Source organism: Skermanella stibiiresistens SB22, assembly GCF_000576635.1.
Taxonomy (GTDB): Bacteria; Pseudomonadota; Alphaproteobacteria; order Azospirillales; family Azospirillaceae; genus Skermanella; species Skermanella stibiiresistens.
In genome coordinates, this window is the sequence record NZ_AVFL01000031.1 from 58,527 (window position 1) to 75,152 (window position 16,626).

The 16,626-nt window shown below is 62.2% G+C and carries 19 protein-coding genes and 1 pseudogene; 13 read left to right on the plus strand and 7 right to left on the minus strand.

From position 1 onward, the window contains the following. Window positions 1–37: 37 nt before the first annotated feature. From N825_RS28910 to N825_RS28920, 3 genes are all read left to right on the plus strand, one after another. Window positions 38–712, plus strand: a complete 675-nt coding sequence (locus tag N825_RS28910) for a class I SAM-dependent methyltransferase (RefSeq protein ID WP_198038946.1) — start codon at window positions 38–40, stop codon at window positions 710–712. Window positions 713–736: 24 nt separating this feature from the next. Further along, on the plus strand, window positions 737–1,669 hold the full coding sequence (locus N825_RS28915; protein WP_063833947.1) for a glycosyltransferase family 2 protein: 933 nt from the start codon (window positions 737–739) through the stop codon (window positions 1,667–1,669). 75 nt (window positions 1,670–1,744) lie between these two features. Then, window positions 1,745–3,124 (plus strand): hypothetical protein, encoded by a 1,380-nt coding sequence (locus N825_RS28920; protein ID WP_037459537.1) that lies wholly within the window; start codon window positions 1,745–1,747, stop codon window positions 3,122–3,124. Window positions 3,125–3,142: 18 nt separating this feature from the next. On the opposite strand, the gene N825_RS28925 is transcribed toward N825_RS28920, so the two are convergent. Beyond that, window positions 3,143–4,675, minus strand: a complete 1,533-nt coding sequence (locus tag N825_RS28925) for an oligosaccharide flippase family protein (RefSeq protein ID WP_084165151.1) — start codon at window positions 4,673–4,675, stop codon at window positions 3,143–3,145. A gap of 345 nt (window positions 4,676–5,020) precedes the next feature. On the opposite strand from N825_RS28925, the gene N825_RS28930 reads away from it, so the two are divergent. After that, window positions 5,021–5,833, plus strand: coding sequence for a glycoside hydrolase family 16 protein (locus N825_RS28930; protein WP_037459543.1), 813 nt, complete (start codon window positions 5,021–5,023; stop codon window positions 5,831–5,833). A 96-nt stretch (window positions 5,834–5,929) separates the two neighbouring features. Here the strand turns inward: N825_RS28930 and N825_RS40520 are convergent. Beyond that, window positions 5,930–6,327, minus strand: a pseudogene (locus N825_RS40520) (transposase); the annotation flags it as partial. 272 nt (window positions 6,328–6,599) lie between these two features. Here N825_RS40520 and N825_RS38170 point away from each other — a divergent pair. Next, entirely contained in the window at window positions 6,600–7,658 is a 1,059-nt protein-coding gene (locus N825_RS38170) for a radical SAM/SPASM domain-containing protein (RefSeq protein WP_198038947.1), read from the plus strand. A gap of 183 nt (window positions 7,659–7,841) precedes the next feature. Here N825_RS38170 and N825_RS39885 read toward each other — a convergent pair whose 3' ends face one another. The 3 genes from N825_RS39885 to N825_RS40525 are packed head-to-tail and all read right to left on the minus strand — an operon-like array spanning window position 7,842 to window position 8,812. After that, complete coding sequence (locus N825_RS39885) at window positions 7,842–8,183, minus strand: DODA-type extradiol aromatic ring-opening family dioxygenase (RefSeq protein WP_425423757.1); 342 nt, start codon at window positions 8,181–8,183, stop codon at window positions 7,842–7,844. Continuing rightward, window positions 8,098–8,547 carry a class III extradiol ring-cleavage dioxygenase family protein gene (locus N825_RS39890; protein ID WP_198038949.1) on the minus strand — a complete coding sequence of 150 codons (450 nt, stop codon included), beginning with the start codon at window positions 8,545–8,547 and terminating at the stop codon, window positions 8,098–8,100. The genes N825_RS39885 and N825_RS39890 overlap by 86 nt, the downstream gene beginning before the upstream one ends. Before the next feature lie 58 nt (window positions 8,548–8,605). Next, on the minus strand, window positions 8,606–8,812 hold the full coding sequence (locus tag N825_RS40525; RefSeq protein ID WP_037459548.1) for an aspartate dehydrogenase domain-containing protein: 207 nt from the start codon (window positions 8,810–8,812) through the stop codon (window positions 8,606–8,608). On the opposite strand from N825_RS40525, the gene N825_RS40530 reads away from it, so the two are divergent. The 6 genes from N825_RS40530 (at window position 8,805) to N825_RS28965 (ending at window position 12,407) form a co-directional block, all read left to right on the plus strand. Further along, window positions 8,805–8,945, plus strand: coding sequence for a hypothetical protein (locus N825_RS40530; RefSeq protein ID WP_245613263.1), 141 nt, complete (start codon window positions 8,805–8,807; stop codon window positions 8,943–8,945). The two genes, N825_RS40525 and N825_RS40530, sit on opposite strands and share 8 nt — an antisense overlap. Before the next feature lie 27 nt (window positions 8,946–8,972). Further along, window positions 8,973–9,371 carry an FAD-dependent monooxygenase gene (locus tag N825_RS37095; RefSeq protein ID WP_051513442.1) on the plus strand — a complete coding sequence of 133 codons (399 nt, stop codon included), beginning with the start codon at window positions 8,973–8,975 and terminating at the stop codon, window positions 9,369–9,371. A 106-nt stretch (window positions 9,372–9,477) separates the two neighbouring features. After that, the gene (locus N825_RS28955) at window positions 9,478–9,903 is read left to right on the plus strand and encodes a VOC family protein (RefSeq protein ID WP_037459550.1); all 426 of its coding nucleotides are present in this window, start codon (window positions 9,478–9,480) and stop codon (window positions 9,901–9,903) included. 163 nt (window positions 9,904–10,066) lie between these two features. Continuing rightward, window positions 10,067–11,758 (plus strand): methyl-accepting chemotaxis protein, encoded by a 1,692-nt coding sequence (locus N825_RS28960; RefSeq protein WP_051513444.1) that lies wholly within the window; start codon window positions 10,067–10,069, stop codon window positions 11,756–11,758. A gap of 77 nt (window positions 11,759–11,835) precedes the next feature. Then, window positions 11,836–12,015 (plus strand): type II toxin-antitoxin system HicA family toxin, encoded by a 180-nt coding sequence (locus N825_RS38175; protein ID WP_084165154.1) that lies wholly within the window; start codon window positions 11,836–11,838, stop codon window positions 12,013–12,015. Continuing rightward, window positions 12,015–12,407 carry a type II toxin-antitoxin system HicB family antitoxin gene (locus N825_RS28965; RefSeq protein WP_051513446.1) on the plus strand — a complete coding sequence of 131 codons (393 nt, stop codon included), beginning with the start codon at window positions 12,015–12,017 and terminating at the stop codon, window positions 12,405–12,407. The genes N825_RS38175 and N825_RS28965 overlap by 1 nt, the downstream gene beginning before the upstream one ends. A 31-nt stretch (window positions 12,408–12,438) precedes the next feature. On the opposite strand, the gene N825_RS28970 is transcribed toward N825_RS28965, so the two are convergent. Together N825_RS28970 and N825_RS40535 are read right to left on the minus strand one after the other, a co-directional pair. Further along, window positions 12,439–13,245: an SDR family oxidoreductase gene (locus N825_RS28970; protein ID WP_037459552.1), complete on the minus strand. Its 807-nt coding sequence runs from the start codon at window positions 13,243–13,245 to the stop codon at window positions 12,439–12,441. Between the two features lie 4 nt (window positions 13,246–13,249). Then, entirely contained in the window at window positions 13,250–13,792 is a 543-nt protein-coding gene (locus tag N825_RS40535; protein WP_051513448.1) for a 2,4'-dihydroxyacetophenone dioxygenase family protein, read from the minus strand. A 125-nt stretch (window positions 13,793–13,917) separates the two neighbouring features. Here N825_RS40535 and N825_RS28980 point away from each other — a divergent pair, with 125 nt between their 5' ends. Both N825_RS28980 and N825_RS28985 read left to right on the plus strand, forming a co-directional pair. Continuing rightward, window positions 13,918–14,799 carry a LysR family transcriptional regulator gene (locus tag N825_RS28980; protein WP_037459554.1) on the plus strand — a complete coding sequence of 294 codons (882 nt, stop codon included), beginning with the start codon at window positions 13,918–13,920 and terminating at the stop codon, window positions 14,797–14,799. Between the two features lie 165 nt (window positions 14,800–14,964). Next, window positions 14,965–16,626, plus strand: coding sequence for an aconitase family protein (locus tag N825_RS28985; RefSeq protein WP_084165156.1), 1,662 nt, complete (start codon window positions 14,965–14,967; stop codon window positions 16,624–16,626).

Here is a 16,626-nt window from a genome sequence, read left to right on the forward strand (position 1 = left end):
ACAAGCCAGATAGATTAAGCACAGGAGCCAGTGACCAGTGACCATTGCTTCAAGAGCGTTGCGGCAAGATGCCTTCCTGTCGTTCTTTCGACAGAGGCCGGAACTGAAGGCCAAGGTTCGCCATCTGCTGGGCAGCGTCGGCTACGACACGACCGACTGGGTGCGGGTCGTCATGTATCAACGATCGTTCGACTTCATCCGCCAGCTTGGCCCGGACAAGCTCGACGCGCTGGAGATTTCGGCGGGGCCGATCTGGCAGCGGGAATTCCAGTTCAAGTCTTTCACCGGAACGCAATATCCCGGCTTCGACATCTGCGCGGGCGTACTTGAGCGGAAGTTCGACCTGATCATCGCGGACCAAGTGTTCGAACATCTGACGCATCCCCTCGAGGCCGCGCGCAACGTCCTCGCGATGCTCAAGCCCGGCGGATACGCCATAATCTCCACCCCCTTCCTGCTGCGCGTCCACAATTCGCCGATCGACTGCAGCCGCTGGACCGAGACTGGGCTGTCGCTCCTGCTGGAACAAGCGGGGTTCCAGACCGCGGAGATCAAGACAGGCAGTTGGGGCAACCGCGCCTGCCTGAAGGCGAACCTCACGAAGTGGCGGAAGCGGGGCTTCTTCGGATCGCTGAGGAACGAGCCGGATTTTCCGGTGATGGTCTGGGCTTTCGCCAGGAAGCCGACCGCCGCCGATTGGTCCGCTGGGTAAGCCGGCTGACTGGAAAGATGGACCATGCCAGACCCTGTTGAGCTTTGCCCAGCCGTCACGCCGCCGGCTTCCGGCCCCCTGACCGTGGTGGTCGCGATCGCGACGAAGGGGCGGCCGGAGACTGTCGGTCAGACGATCGCCCAACTGGAGCATCAGACCCGGCGGCCCGACCTCGTGATCGTGTGCGCTCCCGAGGAACGTGACATCGTGGGGCTTCGGTGCCGTTTTCCAGAGGTCAAGGTGCTCTTGGGAGGACGCGGGCTCGCGCACCAGCGGAACGAGATGCTGCGGGCCGTGGACAGCTTCGACATCGCGATCTTCCTGGACGACGATTTCCTGGCGGGGCGCGGTTACGTCGAAGCGACGGAGCGGGCCTTCCTAAAGGATCCCGGCGTCGTGATGGTGACCGGCACCGTGGTCAAGGATGGCATCCTGGGCCCCGGCTTCAGCCACTCCACGGCCCTGGCCTATCTCGACGAAGCCGAGGAAAGCGCCACGCCCGAGGCTGACGAATGGACAGAAGTCTACAACGGCTATGGATGCAACATGAGCGTGCATCTATTGGCCGCACGGGCGGCTGGCGCGCTATTCGACGAGGGTCTGCCGCTTTACGCTTGGCTGGAGGACGTCGATTTCAGCCGGCAGATGGCGCGCCATGGCCGCATCATCAGGATATCGTCGGCTTTCGGCGTCCACCGCGGAGTCAAGGGTGGTCGTCAATCGGGAGTCAAACTGGGCTATTCGCAGATCGCCAATCCCATCTATCTCGCGCGCAAGGGAACGTGTTCCTGGCGTAAGGCCTGCTTCTTGATGAGCCGGAACATGATGGCCAACGCGGCGCGCAGCTTCCGGCCAGAACCTTATGTCGACCGGATCGGAAGGGTTATCGGCAACCTTAGAGCGCTACTCGATTTGATCACGGGGAGATTGAGACCATCGAGGATCTCTTCGCTTTGAGATTTTTGCCCCGTGACGCCTGGGGCGCCATGAAGCGACAGGGGGAAAGACCTAGTGTCTTTGGGAATTACTGGAGTGTTCGTGCTGCTAGCCGGATTGATATGTCTGGCGAAGGGGCCGGACGTCGCCTTGAAGATCTTTTTTCCATCGACCTTGCTCCAGGCGGCCGCGGCGATCAATCTTCCCGCGCTCGGATCGTCGGTCATAACGCCTTCTTATGTCCTGATCGGCTTCTTCGTGCTGTCGCTGGCGACACGAGCGGAAATGTATCCCCGCATGATGCGGCCGCTGTCGTTTCCCGAACCGGGCTTCTACTTGCTCTGCACGACGATCTTCTGTCTATGGTCGGCGATGTTCCTGCCCCGCCTGTTCGCGGGCGAGATCATCGTGTTCTCGATCGCGCGCGGCGACGCCGGTGAGGGGATAGCGCTTCGCTTGCTGGCGCCCAGCGCGTCCAACATCACGCAGGCGGTCTATTTCCTCAGCAACCTGGTTTGCTTCGTCCTTGTTGCGAGATACATCGCGGTTTACCGCAAATGGAGCAACATCGCCGAGGCCGTGCTCATCTGCGGCGCGCTGAACCTGTTCTTCGCCGCGCTCGACCTGATCAGCTTTCGCATGGGCTGGCCGCTTCTGGAGATCGTCAGGACGGCGAACTACCGCATGCTGGTCGATGGCGAGATCCTTGGGCTCAAACGAATCGTCGGCTCCTTTCCGGAAGCCGGAGCGTTCGGCTACGCGACGATGGGCATTTTCGCCTTCTCGCTCAAGGTCTGGCTGGGCGGACATTATCAACGGGCGGCGGGATGGATAACCTGCCTGTCCTTCCTGGCGCTGCTGCTCTGCACCTCGTCGACCGCCTATGTGACGATGGTCTTGTTCTCGCTGTTCGTATACATGGAAAGCCTGATGGTGAGTTCGAGCGGTGATGGCCGAAATTCGTACAGGAACGTGCTGCTTTACGTGCCGGTGATCCTGATGACGATCGTTCTGATCATCGTCATGAACTCGACCCTGATCGACGGCCTGCAGCAGTTCTTCGAACGGACCCTGTTCAACAAACTGGAAACCCAGTCTGGCAAGGAGAGGTCGGAATGGAACATGCACGCCGCGCGAATCTTCATCGAAACCATGGGGCTGGGCGCCGGTGTCGGTAGCGTCCGGGCATCCAGCATCATTCTCGCCATGCTCTCCAACATCGGCGTGCTAGGAACACTGCTTTATGGCGGGTTCCTGTTGACCCTGCTGCGCCGGGACACCGGCAAAGGCCCCTCCAAAAAGAACATCCCGCTGGAAGCCGTAGTCCGCGATGGGGCCCGCTCATCCTGCCTCGCGATGCTGATCGCATCGGCGATGTCCGCCGGCTCGATCGACCTGGGATTGACCTTCTTCTTCTTCGCGGGCGTGGTCTGCGCCCCGATGACACGGCCCATTCCCAAGTCGGTCCCAGTCTGAACCAGCCCGGCCCTCGGTTCAGCCGCTGATCAGCTTCAGCAAGTTGCCAGTGGGCAGCCGCACGAAGGCGGGGGTCATGTCGACCAATCCGGACAGCATCTGGATATCGCTTTCCGGGACCGCGCGCAGCCATCTCAGGGCAAGGAGATAACTGACCATTCCGACCGGGATCGCCACGATCAGCGAGACCGGCGAGGGGATCACCGCGACGCAACCCGCCGCCGCCGCCGCGCAGAGCATCGCCGCCAGGGCGATGCGGCCCAGCGCCGCGAAGGGCAGGGGACACCGCAGGCGAACCACGATGAACCAGGCCCCGCAGATCACCAGGATGATCTGGATCGAGGCCCGGACGACCGCGGCTCCCATGACCCCGAAGACTGGGATCATGAACATGCCGGCGAGGGTGACGATCACCGCGCCGAACAGCGAGCTGAAGAAGACGAAGTCGTTCCGCTCCATCGCGAGCACGAAGTTGGTGCCGACCACCGTGGTGGCGCTGATCGCCGCCGCGCAGACGAGCACGATGGCCGCCGGTACTGCGGGGGCGAAATCGGCGCCGTAGATCATCGGCAGGATGACCGGCATCACCGCGGCCATGCCCAGGCACGACGGCATGACCAGCAGCGCAAGCAGCCTGGTCCCGGTGCCGCAAGCAAGCTTCATCATCGTCAAATCCTCGCGACCTCGATGCTCGGACAGCATGGGCAATATGCCCGTGGTTAGCATCATCGGTCCCTGGAAGGCGAGGCTCGTCAAGGCTAGGGCCACCGAGAAGATCCCCACCGCCTCGTTGCCCCAGGAGTTCCCCAGGAAAAATATCTCGATTCGCGACCAAACGAACGCGTTAGCCACGTTGGCGGCCCAGGCGTAGGCGGAGTATCGGCCAGCCCTGCGCAGCAGCGCCCGGTCAAGCCCGGAAGCGCCGCCGAGAAACCGCAGGCTGGCGAGCGCTGGAATGACCTGGCCGATCATGTAGCCGGCAAGCGCTCCTTCGATACCAAATAGCCAAGCGCCAGCCACCACCGCCGCGATCTGGCAGATGAACGACAGGGCGGCCAGCCGAGCAAGCAGACCGAACGCCTGGGAGCCCCTGAAGTAACCATTGGTGTAGGCGCCCAGCGTCTGCGTTGAAACGAAGGCGATGATCAGGATCCACAGGTGCGAACTATCGCCTGTGCCCGATCCGCGCTCCACCAGCGGTTCCCAGATCAGTTTGGAAAGCAACTCGTTGTGGAATATCAAAGCGAACAGGCAGCCCGTCACGGCCACCGAAGCCAACAGAATGCGGTAGATGAAGCGGGACAGCAGGTCGGCTTGCCTGGCGTTGCCCTGGCCCGTCAGTTCGGGAACGAACCGCGTGATCGTCGAAGCCGCGCCAAGATCGATGATCGGTGCGGTGATCTGGACCAGCCAGATGATGTAGGCAACCGCGCCGATGCCCTCGACGCCCAACGCCTGAGCAACCAGGACGCCGCTGATGAAGCTGCCGATCGTCACGGATATTCCAGCGAGCGCACCAAGAATGGAGTTGAGGGCGAATCGCCTCGACATCTACAGCCTCGCCGGTTTTCAGGATTGCGTGATCGATGGGCCGATTAACAAAGTTCGAGACTTTCGATCTCGAGACATGCATGTCAATCACACGGACATCAAGATACTTTACAGGCATTGGGCCAATGAATTAACTATAAGGAGTAGCGTTGTTTCCGATGGCTTCAGGAGTGTTTTGATTGGAACCCAACTGATCGGACGGCTATTTCCGTAGATTTCACTTGGTTACTCCCTGTGAATCGAAGTGAAACTGAGGCTGATAGCGACAATTGTGTATTGCCGATGCGGGCGTCTTTGGACCTATCTCGAGGGGTTTTCCCCAACTTCCAGCAAAAGGGGCAAGGCATGACCCGAGTGGCGGTGATCGCCCGGATCCTTCCGGTGCTGGCGATCCTGGTCTGGAGCCTTCAAGGAGTATCGAGGGCGGAGAACGCGTTGACGCTTGATCTTTCAGACTACGAACTGACCTTCGAGGAGGATTTCGATAGGCTGGACGTGTCGGCTTGGGGGCCAGGAACTCGCTGGATCGCCCATACTCCCTGGAATGGCGATTTCGGTGACGCCGCCTTCGCCGATCCACGGCCAGGATTTCCATTCACGGTCAAAGATGGCGTGCTGGCGATCGAAGCCCGCAAGGATGAGGGGGGCAAATGGGCGTCGGGACTGCTCGCCTCGGTCGATGGCGCAGGCAGGGGCTTCTCTCAGCGATATGGTTATTTCGAAATGCGGGCGAAGTTCCCGAAGGGGGAGGGGACGTGGCCGGCGTTCTGGCTGATTGGCTTGGACCGTCTGACCCACACTTCCGAGGTCGACGTGGTCGAACATTACGGCCATTTTCCCGGCCGCTATACAGCTTCAGTCCATGTTTGGGATCGCAAAACGGCATCGAAGAGTAGCAGCGTCCACCATCGCGTCCTGGTGGCTCCCGGTTCCCTTTACGACGATTACAATACTTTTGGAGCCAAGATCGACGCGGACTGGATCATCTTTTATTTCAACCGCCAGGAAGTCTGGCGGCAATCCACGCCGGAACACCATAAACAGCCCATGTACCTGCTGGTCGATCTCGGCGTCGGGGCCGGATGGCCGACTGAGAACACGCCTGATCCATCGGTGATGCTGGTCGATTACGTCAAGGTTTGGGCCAGGGAGGATTGAAAGGGTTCAGGCTTGATGAATCCCTGTTTCCGACGGAAGCTACAGTGGCGTAGCCGCGCCTGTCGAAAGATCCGGGTCCCGGTAGCCGTTTGGACTTTAAGTGGAAACTTTTCTGATAACGCCGTGGCGCCATGGCGTTGTCATCATCGCCGGGTGTCGCGATCGTTTAGCTAGGCCGGCCCTGGCGGGCTCCAGCGTCATGTGACGCGCTCCTTCGACGACCCCCTCTTCGTTTCGCTCGAGGAGAACCGCGCCGACGAGGTGCGTGAGGGCCGGCTCATTCGGAAGCTTGAGTCGGAGAGGCTCCGAGCCCGACGACCTCGGTGCGGCGCTTGACCTCGCCATTGAGCCGCTCGATGGAGCCCATGTGAGCTCCGCCCCGTTCCCCGTGGGCTGGTCGGGTGGATCATGACCCTTTGCTCGCTGGGGAAGATCATCTGAGCCAGCACGTCCGGTCCAGTCTCGTCCCGCTGAGCCGACAGCTTGGGCGATTTCAGTAAAAATTGATGAAAATTGGCGGCAACCAGAGCGCCTTCCAGATTGGTGCATGAATACGGCTAACTGATTACTTTTTTCGGACAAGATAATCCTGGACTGGCAAGTCAAACTAGACTGGCAAGTCAAATTTCGTTTCCGATGGCATAGCTCTAAATTTCTGCTAAAAGGTTTCATTAATGAGTTATGATGAAGGACCTTGAGAGGGTGGTTCCATATGAGAATAATAGATCATGGGTCAGGTTTGCTCGGGCTGAGGAAACTTGGCTTGATGGAATTCTTGCAGGTCTTCCGGAAACGTCGAGTATTTCTAAATAACCTCACTCTACCTAAAGTTCTTAATCTCTTGCGCTCTTTGATAGCGTATGTGGCCAAACGTCCTGAGTGGGTACGTTTTCCAGTTCATGTAAAAGTCGACGTAGCTCCGTCTTGTCAGTTGCGTTGTCCCGTTTGCCCGCATAGTTACTTGCCGACTCAACCGGGTCGGCAGATGCCAAAGCTGATGAAGCGCCCCCTGTTCGAGAAACTTGTCGATGACATCAGCCGTCACACCATCGCGTTGTCGATGTACGACCTCGGAGAACCGCTGCTGAACTCCGAATTGCCGGACATGATCACCTATGCGTCGAGTCGGATGATGAACACCTATATCACAACCAATCTTAGTCTCCCTATCCGTGCGGAAACCATTAAAGCGTTGGTCGCGGCGAAGCCTACGTTGTTGCTCGTCGCGGTCGATGGCATTTCACCGGAAACTTTTGGACAGCAAAGGATTGGAGGCGATCTAAAACTCGTCACCGATAATCTAAGAGCGATTGCTGCGGAGAAGGTATTGCAGCAATCAACCACATGTATAGTTTGTCTTCAATACCTGGTATTCGACTTTAACAGGCACGAGAAGAAAGCAGCCAAGCAGTTCGCGCGATCCATGGGGGTAGACGAGCTGCATTTCATTGAAGCGACCACCTCTCCCTGGTTGGAAACATACAAGCCTAAATCTGGCTTCAATCCACTGCCGGATCGGCTTCTACCCCGATGTGCGTGGCCGTACTTCTCGGCTGTCGTCCATGGGCGTGGTGACGTCCTTGGCTGTTGCAAATATCGAATGACTGATAAATACTTAAGACCTGATGAATTGAGAAGTCTTGGTAATTTGAAAGAGGAAAGTTTTGAGACAATCTACCGTAGTCAACAGTATCACCTTGCTCGATCTATGGTTTCTTCTCCCACTAAAACGGGAAATCAACCCAATCATTTTTGCTCAGGCTGTGGCACCCTTTATGGCGAACCTGTTGTAGAGGCAATACCATTACATTCTCAGGAAGTCTGATGCTCTGTTTGTAGACGAGCCTTCTGGCTCTTACTAATCAGAGTCCTACTTTGATCTGAATAAGAAACGGGCCGCGGAAGGCTGATGGGTCATGTCCGTGGCTGCCGGCAGCAGCATCAAAACAACCCCATGTGGTCACCGCCGTCATAATAGGCAGAATGTCACCAACCTGATGGGATGCGTCTACTGACGTCGATGCCTTCTTGGAAGAGGTAGCTCGGGGAAATGGTTGAGACCGCCAGTCGCCGTCACGACCACGCGAATGTCGTCTGGCCAAGCCTCGATGCCGGCGCGGACCGCATGGCCCAGCTTGACGGCGCGGTCAGGAGTCGTCTGGTTCGACGGATAATAGGTGTTGATGCTGACCGGGATCACGGGAAACACGCTGTCGCCCATGATCTTGTAATAGACATAGCCGAACGAGCGGCTCATGCCTTGCTCAGACATGTGAAATCCCGAGTGAGCGACGTCGAAGTCCGAATTGATCAGGTCGCCGATGGAGCGCTTGGCGTATTTTGACGCCACCGGATGATCGCGCAATTCCTGCGGGTACCAGAGTTCCTGGCTCAGGGTCTCGTTGTACTTCCACTTCATCATCGCCGATCAACATCACGACATCTGGATCAACCTCCCTCAGGATCAGGCTGAGGGTTTCCACGCCGCGCTGGTTGGCCTTGTGCCGCTCCTCCAGCACCTCCGGCTTGATCTCGTCCAGGACGCCGGGGCTGGTCTTCGCCAGCATCTCGTCATAGGTCACCATCTTGCCGTCGAAATGGTGGAGGGCGTGGATGTGCCTGTCATCGTGTTCGGCGCGTGCGACCCAGGCGTTGGGTTCCATCAGGAGGGTCGGGCTGTGGGAGGAGCCGATGCCCATGACAATCTTGGCCATGATCTTTGATTCTTTCTGGAGGTGGTTCCCAGGCTGGGAGGGCTTTTCGATCCTGGGGTCAGGTCGAGATCCGCAGCGGAACAGTGATTTTGCGCAGCGCCGCCACGACGCTGAGTGCCGCGATCCGGCCGGTCTTTGGGTTCTCGCTTGGGATGTTCTCGATCGTCATCTCGAAGCTGGCGGAATCCGCGTCGACGATGATCCGGTGGGTGTAGCGCCTCGGCGCCGACGGCGTCCGCTCCCGGGTTCGGGATACCTTGGACATCAACCAGCGGCGCCGCAAGTACCGCGATGGCATCATCCGCGTCCTGACCGACCGCGCCGGTTTGACCGGCGGGGAATGGGACCACGTCGTCGACTTCTGGAGCACGGAGGGGGAGACGCCGCGCATCCTCTAAACCCCGTGCGGCGTCAACGAGCTTTACATGGCGATGATGGCGCCGCTGGAGAACGTCGCGGCCAACGCCGTTCCGGTCCAGCCCGACATCTGGATCAAGCGGTTCCCCCAGCTGGAACCCGTGCTGTCCGGCCTGGGCGACCGGGGCCGCTACGACGTCTACGAGACCACCAAGCTGGAGACCTGGTCGAAGGGCCGCGTCGCGATCGTTGGGGATTCCGCCCATGCCATGCCGCCGACCCTGGCGCAGGGCGCTGGCTGCGCTATGATGAACGCGCTTGGCCTCGCCGTCGCCTTGGACGAGCATGAAAGCGTCGAGGAGGCGCTAAAGCACTGGGAGGAACGGGAACGTCCGCTGACCGACCATACCCGGCGCCGCGCCGCTGGCCGACACACGGCTGCTGGCCAGCGGCATGGCCTGGGATGACGAGGGATTGCTGGCCGCCAGCCACATCCCGACCGGAACGGCTTACGACCGCCTCGCCCAGACGGTCACCTGACCAGTCCATCGGAACACAGTCATCGGAGCCCAAATGAACAGGATCACGCCCTTCCACCTCGCTTTCCCGGTCCACGACCTGGACGCCGCCCGGCAATTCTATGGTCAAACCCTGGGATGCCCCGAAGGCCGCAGTTCCGACCATTGGATCGACTACGACCTGTTCGGTCACCAGATCGTCGCCCACCTCCAGGAGGGCGTCGGCAAGGCCGATGTCCACACCAACCCGGTGGACGGCCACAACGTCCCGGTGCCGCATTTCGGCGTGGTGCTGGAGATGGCCGACTTCAACGCCTTGGCCGACCGCGTGCGGAACGCCGGCGTCAAGTTCGTGATCGAGCCGACCATCCGTTTCAAGGGTCAGGTCGGTGAGCAGGCGACGATGTTCTTCTATGACCCCTCTGGAAACGCCCTGGAATTCAAGGCTTTCGCCGAAATGTCCCAGGTCTTCGCCAAGTAGTCCGATGGCCGGGGCGGCCCGTGATGACTGGCCGCCCCAAAAATTCGATTGTGTTGGTTTACCAAATATTTTCCGATTTTATGTTTTTGTAGCCTCTGATCTGAGATTGGTTATGACTTTCGACCGATCCACGGGCATATTCATTCTATCAGAGGCGCTATTCATGATCGCCAATTGGCGTATTCAAACCAAGACGTCACTGGCGGTGGCTGTCGTTGGACTGTTCTCCATCGTCATCGCCGCCGCTGGTTTCCATGGTTTGCGGAAGACGGGGGAGGGCGTGGAGGATCTGGTGCGCACCCAGAAGGCGCAACTGGAAGCCTTCGACCTGCGGATCGACGTCATCGCCTTGAGCCGGATGGAATACGAACTGGGCAACGATCCGGCCCAGGTCGAGAAATACGTGTCCCAGGCGGACAAGCGCATCGCGGAGATGAACGAGCGCTTGGATGGGTTGGCGGCACATGCCGTCGGCGATCAGGTGGCGTTGCTGGACGCCATCCGCGCCGGCTTCGCCGGATACGGGAAACACGTGCGGGCCATGCTGGAAACCGCCCGCGACTTCAACGCCAAGGGAGCCGGCGCCGATCGCGCCATGATCATCGAGGGGCTTCAGCGCAGTCGGGCGGGCCAAATGGCGCTGACCGACGCGGTGAAGGCGTACAACGCCGAGATTTCCAAGCGCACCCAGCAATCGACCGAGGCGGCGCTCGGCATGGCGCGGGCCATGCAAATCACGCTGGGGGTGACGGTCCTGCTGGCGCTCGCCATCGGTCTCTCCTTCGCCGTCCTGATCTCCCGCGTCGGTCTCGTCTTGCCGATCCGGGCATTGATGGGCGAGGTCAAGCGCTTGGCCGGCAACCAGCTCGACAAGGAGGTCGGCGGCATCGCCCGCGCGGACGAGATCGGCGAACTGGCATCCTCGATCGAGGGCTTCCGCCTGGAACTGTTGAAGGGACACCAGCTTGAGGCGGCCGCGCGCGAGCAGCGGGAAAAAGCGCTGGAGACGGCGGCCCGGCGCGACGCCATGCTGCGGGAATTCGACGGCGCGATCGCCGGCATCCTTCGCGGTGTCGCCTCGGCCGCGACCGAGCTGGAAGGCACCGCCCGGAGCATGACCGACATCGCCAGCCACTCGCTCCGCCAGGCGAGTTCGTCGGCGGCCGCGTCGGAGGAGACCTCCGCCAACGTCCAGACCGTCGCCGCCGCCGCCGAGGAGATGAACGCCTCCATCTCCGAGATCGCCCGCCAAGCCGAGGCCAGCGCCCGCGTCACCAACACGGCGATGGACGAGGCGGAGCGGACCAACGCCGTCGTCGGCGATTTGGCGCAATCGGCCCAGCGGATCGGCGAGGTGGTCGAGTTGATCAGCGGCATCGCCGCCCAGACCAACCTCCTTGCCCTCAACGCCACGATCGAGGCGGCCCGCGCGGGGGAGGCCGGCAAGGGCTTCGCCGTCGTGGCGTCCGAGGTCAAGGGGCTCGCCAACCAGACCGCCAAGGCGACCGAGGAGATCACGGCCCAGATCCAGGCGATGCAGGCGGTGACCGCCAACGCGGTCGGCGCCATCAAGGGCATCGCCGGCACGATCACCCGGGTCAACGAGATCAGCGCCGCCATTTCCGGCGCCGTCACCGAGCAGAACGCCACGACCGGCGAGATCAGCCGCTCGGTCCAGCAAGCCTCGCTGGCGACCACCAGCCTGTCGTCCAGCCTCGCCGACGTGACCGAGGCCGCGACCCAGACGGGAGCGGCGGGCACGCAGGTGTTGTCGGCGGCGCGGGAACTATCCCGTCAATCCGAGGCGCTCCACCGCGAGATCGACGGCTTCATGACCCGCATCCGGGCGGCTTGAGCGCGGCGGGACGGGTTGGTGGAGCCATGGCGGTGTGTAGCGTTGACACTGGCTGGTTGTGCTCGTAATCTATGAGCATGAAGAGCGCCGGTTTGATACGCGAGTTGATTGAAGCCGGATGGACCCTTGATCGCGTTCGAGGGTCCCATCATGTCTTCAAGCATCCAAGCCGACCCGGCATCATCGTGGTGCCTCACCCAAAGAAGGATCTCGGTATCGGCATCGTCGCCGCAATTCGAAAACAGGCAGGATTGTGATGCGCTACCCAATCGTCATCGAAACTGGTTCCGACGACACAGCCTTTGGCGTGGCGGTTCCTGATTTGCCCGGGTGTTTCTCGGCTGGTGCTACCTTGGACGAAGCGGTCGAAGCGGCTGCGGAGGCCGCATCCGCCTGGATGGACGCCGCCCTCGACGCTGGAATGCCAATTCCCGCTCCGTCAAGCCTGGACGCCATCCAACAGCGCCCTGAATATGCCGGCTGGACCGTCGGGATCATCGATCTCGATGAGGTGCTGTCCGACGACACCATCGAGCGCGTCAACATCACCTTGCCCAGGCGTGTGCTTCGGCGCTTGGATGATCTCGCCCGTGCCAAAGGACAGAGCCGAGGCGCGTTCATCTCGCAACTGACGCTATCGGCTCGCTGACCCGAACCATCTGGATGCCTCGCGCGAGGGTTCAGGTCATCATCAGTCCGCCGGCCACGTCGCAGATCTGGCCGGTCACGAAGCTCGCCTCGTCCGAGGTCAGGTACAGCACCAGATCGGCGACCTCCTCCGGACGACCCAGGCGGCCCATCGGCGTTTGATCGATCCAGCGCCTGTTGGCCTCGTCGCCGATCGCCTGGACCATCGGAGTTTCGATGCGCCCCGGTCCGACCGCGTTGACCCGGACGCCATAGGGGCCGAGTTCGCCCGCCAGATGCCGGGTGAAGCCGATCAGCGCCGCTTTGGTCGCGGCGTAATGGACGCCGACGATGTCCATATAGGCTTGGCCCGCCACCGAGGATAGGTTGACGATGGCGCCCCGGCGGGCGGCGCGCATCGCGGGGCTCAGCAGGCGCGCCGTGTTGAAGGCGCCCGTCAGGTTGACGCCAACCACCCGGTTCCACTCCTCGGGCGCCATCTCCCAGATGGCGTGGGCGCGGCCCTGGTGCTTGGGCGAGATGCCGGCGTTGTTGACCAGCGTGTCGAACGCCCCGCCGAGCCGTTCCTGAAGCATGGCGCAAGCCGCCTCCAAACCCGCGAAATCGGCGACGTCGGCCGCCGCGCTGGCCGCCCGGCCGCCAGCCTCGCGGATGCCGGCCGCCACGGTCTCGGCGTTGATGGCCGACATGTCGAGCACGCCGACGGCGGCTCCCCGCCGGCCGAAGGCGCGGGCGATGGCCTCGCCGATGCCTTGGCCGGCGCCGGTCACCAGCACGATGGCGTCGCGATGGCTTTGGCGGTCGCTCGAATCGCTCCTCCCGGTGCCCGCTTCGCTCACGGCGTCACCGGACGAAGCGGTTGGCGTGATCGGCGCCCAGGCCGATCCTCTCGTAGTGACGGCGGACGTTCTCCAGCTTGGTGAACACGTCCTCGTAGCCGAGCGCCTTGCCGTGGGGATCGACATAGGTGTAGCCGCCGGTGACGTGGAACAGCGTCGCCATCTCCTCGACGCCGTCCGGCACCACCAGCGTATGGGTCTCGCCCGGCGGTTCGAAGGCGTAGTCGCCGGCCTTGGCGACCCAGTCGTGTTCCAAGTAGTGCCAGCTGCCGCGCAGCGTGAAGGCGTGGACCGGTCCGCTGTGGCGGTGGCGCGACAGGATGCCCGAGGACCGGACACGCAGGATGTTGACGTAATAGCCCTGGCTGACGCTCAGCACGAGCGGCCTGAAGGAGACGTCGGCCGACTGCGGCACCCAATCCCGCTCGTCGCCATCCAAGTCCATCGCGCCGCCCAGGAAGATGTCCGGCATCATTCCGGTGGGCTGGGGCAGCTGGTACGCCACCTTGCTGGTATCCAGCGTGGGCTTTTCGAGTGCCTGCGTCATTGTCCCCTCCGGTTCCGTTTTTCGTTGCCGCCGGTATTTAGACAGGTTGGTTCGCCTTGATCCAGTCTCCTCCGCGCCAACCTCCTGTGAACGATATTCACAGACAGGGGTCGAGGGGAGTGGTCATGGACGTGCGGGACATCGCGGCCTTCGCACAGGTCGTCGAGGACGGTGACTTCTCGGCCGCCGCGAGGACGCTGGGGCTGACCCCCTCGACGATCAGCAAGGCGATGGCGCGTCTGGAGAACCATCTGGGCTGCCGCCTGCTTCAACGCTCGTCCAGGACCATGAGCCTGACCCCCGAGGGCCAAAGCTTCCTGGAAGCGGCGCACCGCGTGCTCGACGCGATGGAGGAGGCCGAAGCCGTCGTCTCGGCGATACCGACCGGCACGCTGCGCGTCCGCTCCGTCCCGACCTTCGCCCGCTATCAGGTGGCGCCACTGATGCCGGCTTTCCGGCGCCGGTATCCACGTCTCCGGATCGAGTTCGTGCTGAGCAACGAGCGCACCGGCTGGCTGGACGAGGGCGCCGATGTCGCCATCGCCAGCGGCCACCTGCCGTCGTCCACCCTGATCTCCCGGCGCATCGCCAGCAGCCGCTGGATCATCTGCGCCTCACCGTCATACCTGGCGGAACACGGCACCCCCACCTCACCGGACGATCTGGGGCGGCACGAATGCCTGAACTTCTCCATGCGGACGAAGTGGAACCGCTGGTCGGGCGCGGAAGGGGGCGAGAGCGGCGGCGGCATCGTCGCCAACCAGGGCGACATGCTGCTGGCGCTGGCCCGCGCCGGGACCGGCATCGTCCGTCTGGCGGAATTCCACATCAGCGAGGATCTGCGGGCCGGCCGGCTGGTCGCCCTGTTTCCCGAGCGCCAGGACCCGATCGAGGAACCGATTTACGTCCTGTATCAGGACAAACGAAACCTCAGCCCCCGCATCCGCGCCTTCGTCGACTTTCTCCAGGAATCCTTCGCCCAGCCGCCCTGGGCGACCGGGCGCTGATGGCCCCAGGAAAGTCGCCATCGACGGCGATTTTCAACGCACCGATCGGCGCGTTCGTGCTACGCGATACCGGCGTGACGGGGCCGCGAACCGGGGGCGGCGCCCCGCGAACGATCTCCCACCGAAACCCTTATCCACCTATCGCGACCATTGGAGACCACAGCCGTGGACCAAGCCCTCAAGTTCATCGGACGCATCCTGTTCCTGTCCGCCAATCCCGACGCGATCAGCCGCCAACTCGCCGGCGCCGATCTGACCTTGGCCGACTGCGAGCCGCTGCGCGACAACGTCTCGACCGACGAGATCACGCCGGTCACCGTCATGATGACCTATGACGAGCGCCTGGGCCGCTATCCCTATGTGGGTTTCAAGGCCGGTGACGCGCTCCCGGTCGGCGAGAACACCGTCCGGAACGGTGGCTTCGAGGTCACGGTCGCGGGTGAGCGCTATGGCAAGGGCTCGTCGCGCGAATCAAGCCCGCTGGCCGAGAAATCGGCCGGAATCCGCTTGATCATCGCGCGGAGCTTCGAGCGGATCTATCGGCAGAACTGCGACAACATCGGCATCCTGACCACCGATTTCGGCATCCTGGACCGCATCGTGGCGGGCGAGGCGATCCCGTTCGAAGAGTTCCTGGCGGGGCGGGACGAGGTGACGCGCGACGTGATCCGCGCCGGCGGCTTGCTGCCCTACAGCAAGCTCCACCTGCCCAAGGTCACCGGCAAGCATTTCGCCCCGATACCCACCAGCCGGCCGCTGACCCTGGCGGAGAAGATCATCGCGCGCCGCAAGGTTCTGCCGGAAGGCGAGGCCGCGACGGGAGACGGCATCATCCTGTCCGCCGATTGGCGGTTCAGCCACGATTACTTCACCGGCATGTGCGCCCACTTCATGCACGAGGCGTTCGGCGACGACGTGACGCTGGAACGGCCGGACGAGATCATCGCCTTCCAGGACCATCTGGTGCTGGTCAACCGCAGCTATCCCCACGTCAAGGACAACATGGTCCCGGCGGTCGAGGGTTTGTTCGATGGTCACCGCCACTTCGCGGCCAAGTATCCCGTCCGCTCCCACGGCCAGCTCAAGGGGGAGGAGGGCGTCGAGGGCATCTGCCACGCGATGATGGCGGAAACCTACGCCCTGCCGGGGCAGGTGGTGGTCGGCACCGATTCCCACACGCCGCATTCCGGCTCGCTCGGCTGCCTCGCCTTCGGGGCGGGCGCAACCGACATCGCCAACAGCTGGGCCACCGGCCTGATCCGCTGCAAGATGCCGGAGATCGTCCGGATCGAGGTGGTGGGGAACCTCAAGCCCGGGATGTCGGCCCGCGACATCGTGCAGTACCTGCTCCAGACCGAGTTCGTCCGCACCGGCAAGGCGATCGGCATGGTGTTCGAGTATACCGGCCCGGTCGTCAAGGCCATGTCGATGGACGAGCGCGCGACCCTGACCAACATGATGGCCGAGATGGGCGGGTTCACCGGCGTCGTCGAGCCCGACGACAAGACGGTCGCCTTCCTGCGCGAGCGGCGCGGCGTCGAGTTCGCCATCGAGGACTGGATGCGCTCCGACGCCGGCGCCGCCTACAAGGACGTGATCACCGTCGATTGCGACAGCCTGTCGCCGATGGTCGCCCGCCCCGGCGACCCCGGCAACGCCGTGCCGCTGGCGACCTTGGAGGAGCCGGTCGCACTCGACATCGCGTTCGGCGGCTCCTGCACCGCCGGCAAGCGCAAGGATGTCGACATCTACCACGAGGTCCTCAAATGGGGCCTGGACCCAATACCGTTCACTTTGCAATTCTGTGGTATTCACGGACGGGTCTGA

Coding starts and splice junctions, on each gene's coding strand:
- N825_RS40525 (WP_037459548.1), bottom strand. CDS start 8,812: ATGTCCAAGGTATCCCGAACCCGGGAGCGGACGCCGTCGGCGCCGAGG.
- N825_RS28925 (WP_084165151.1), bottom strand. CDS start 4,675: ATGTCGAGGCGATTCGCCCTCAACTCCATTCTTGGTGCGCTCGCTGGA.
- N825_RS39890 (WP_198038949.1), bottom strand. CDS start 8,547: ATGGCCAAGATTGTCATGGGCATCGGCTCCTCCCACAGCCCGACCCTC.
- N825_RS28915 (WP_063833947.1), top strand. CDS start 737: ATGCCAGACCCTGTTGAGCTTTGCCCAGCCGTCACGCCGCCGGCTTCC.
- N825_RS40535 (WP_051513448.1), bottom strand. CDS start 13,792: ATGACGCAGGCACTCGAAAAGCCCACGCTGGATACCAGCAAGGTGGCG.
- N825_RS28965 (WP_051513446.1), top strand. CDS start 12,015: ATGCGCTACCCAATCGTCATCGAAACTGGTTCCGACGACACAGCCTTT.
- N825_RS38170 (WP_198038947.1), top strand. CDS start 6,600: ATGGAATTCTTGCAGGTCTTCCGGAAACGTCGAGTATTTCTAAATAAC.
- N825_RS28930 (WP_037459543.1), top strand. CDS start 5,021: ATGACCCGAGTGGCGGTGATCGCCCGGATCCTTCCGGTGCTGGCGATC.
- N825_RS37095 (WP_051513442.1), top strand. CDS start 8,973: ATGGCGATGATGGCGCCGCTGGAGAACGTCGCGGCCAACGCCGTTCCG.
- N825_RS28980 (WP_037459554.1), top strand. CDS start 13,918: ATGGACGTGCGGGACATCGCGGCCTTCGCACAGGTCGTCGAGGACGGT.
- N825_RS38175 (WP_084165154.1), top strand. CDS start 11,836: ATGAAGAGCGCCGGTTTGATACGCGAGTTGATTGAAGCCGGATGGACC.
- N825_RS28960 (WP_051513444.1), top strand. CDS start 10,067: ATGATCGCCAATTGGCGTATTCAAACCAAGACGTCACTGGCGGTGGCT.
- N825_RS28955 (WP_037459550.1), top strand. CDS start 9,478: ATGAACAGGATCACGCCCTTCCACCTCGCTTTCCCGGTCCACGACCTG.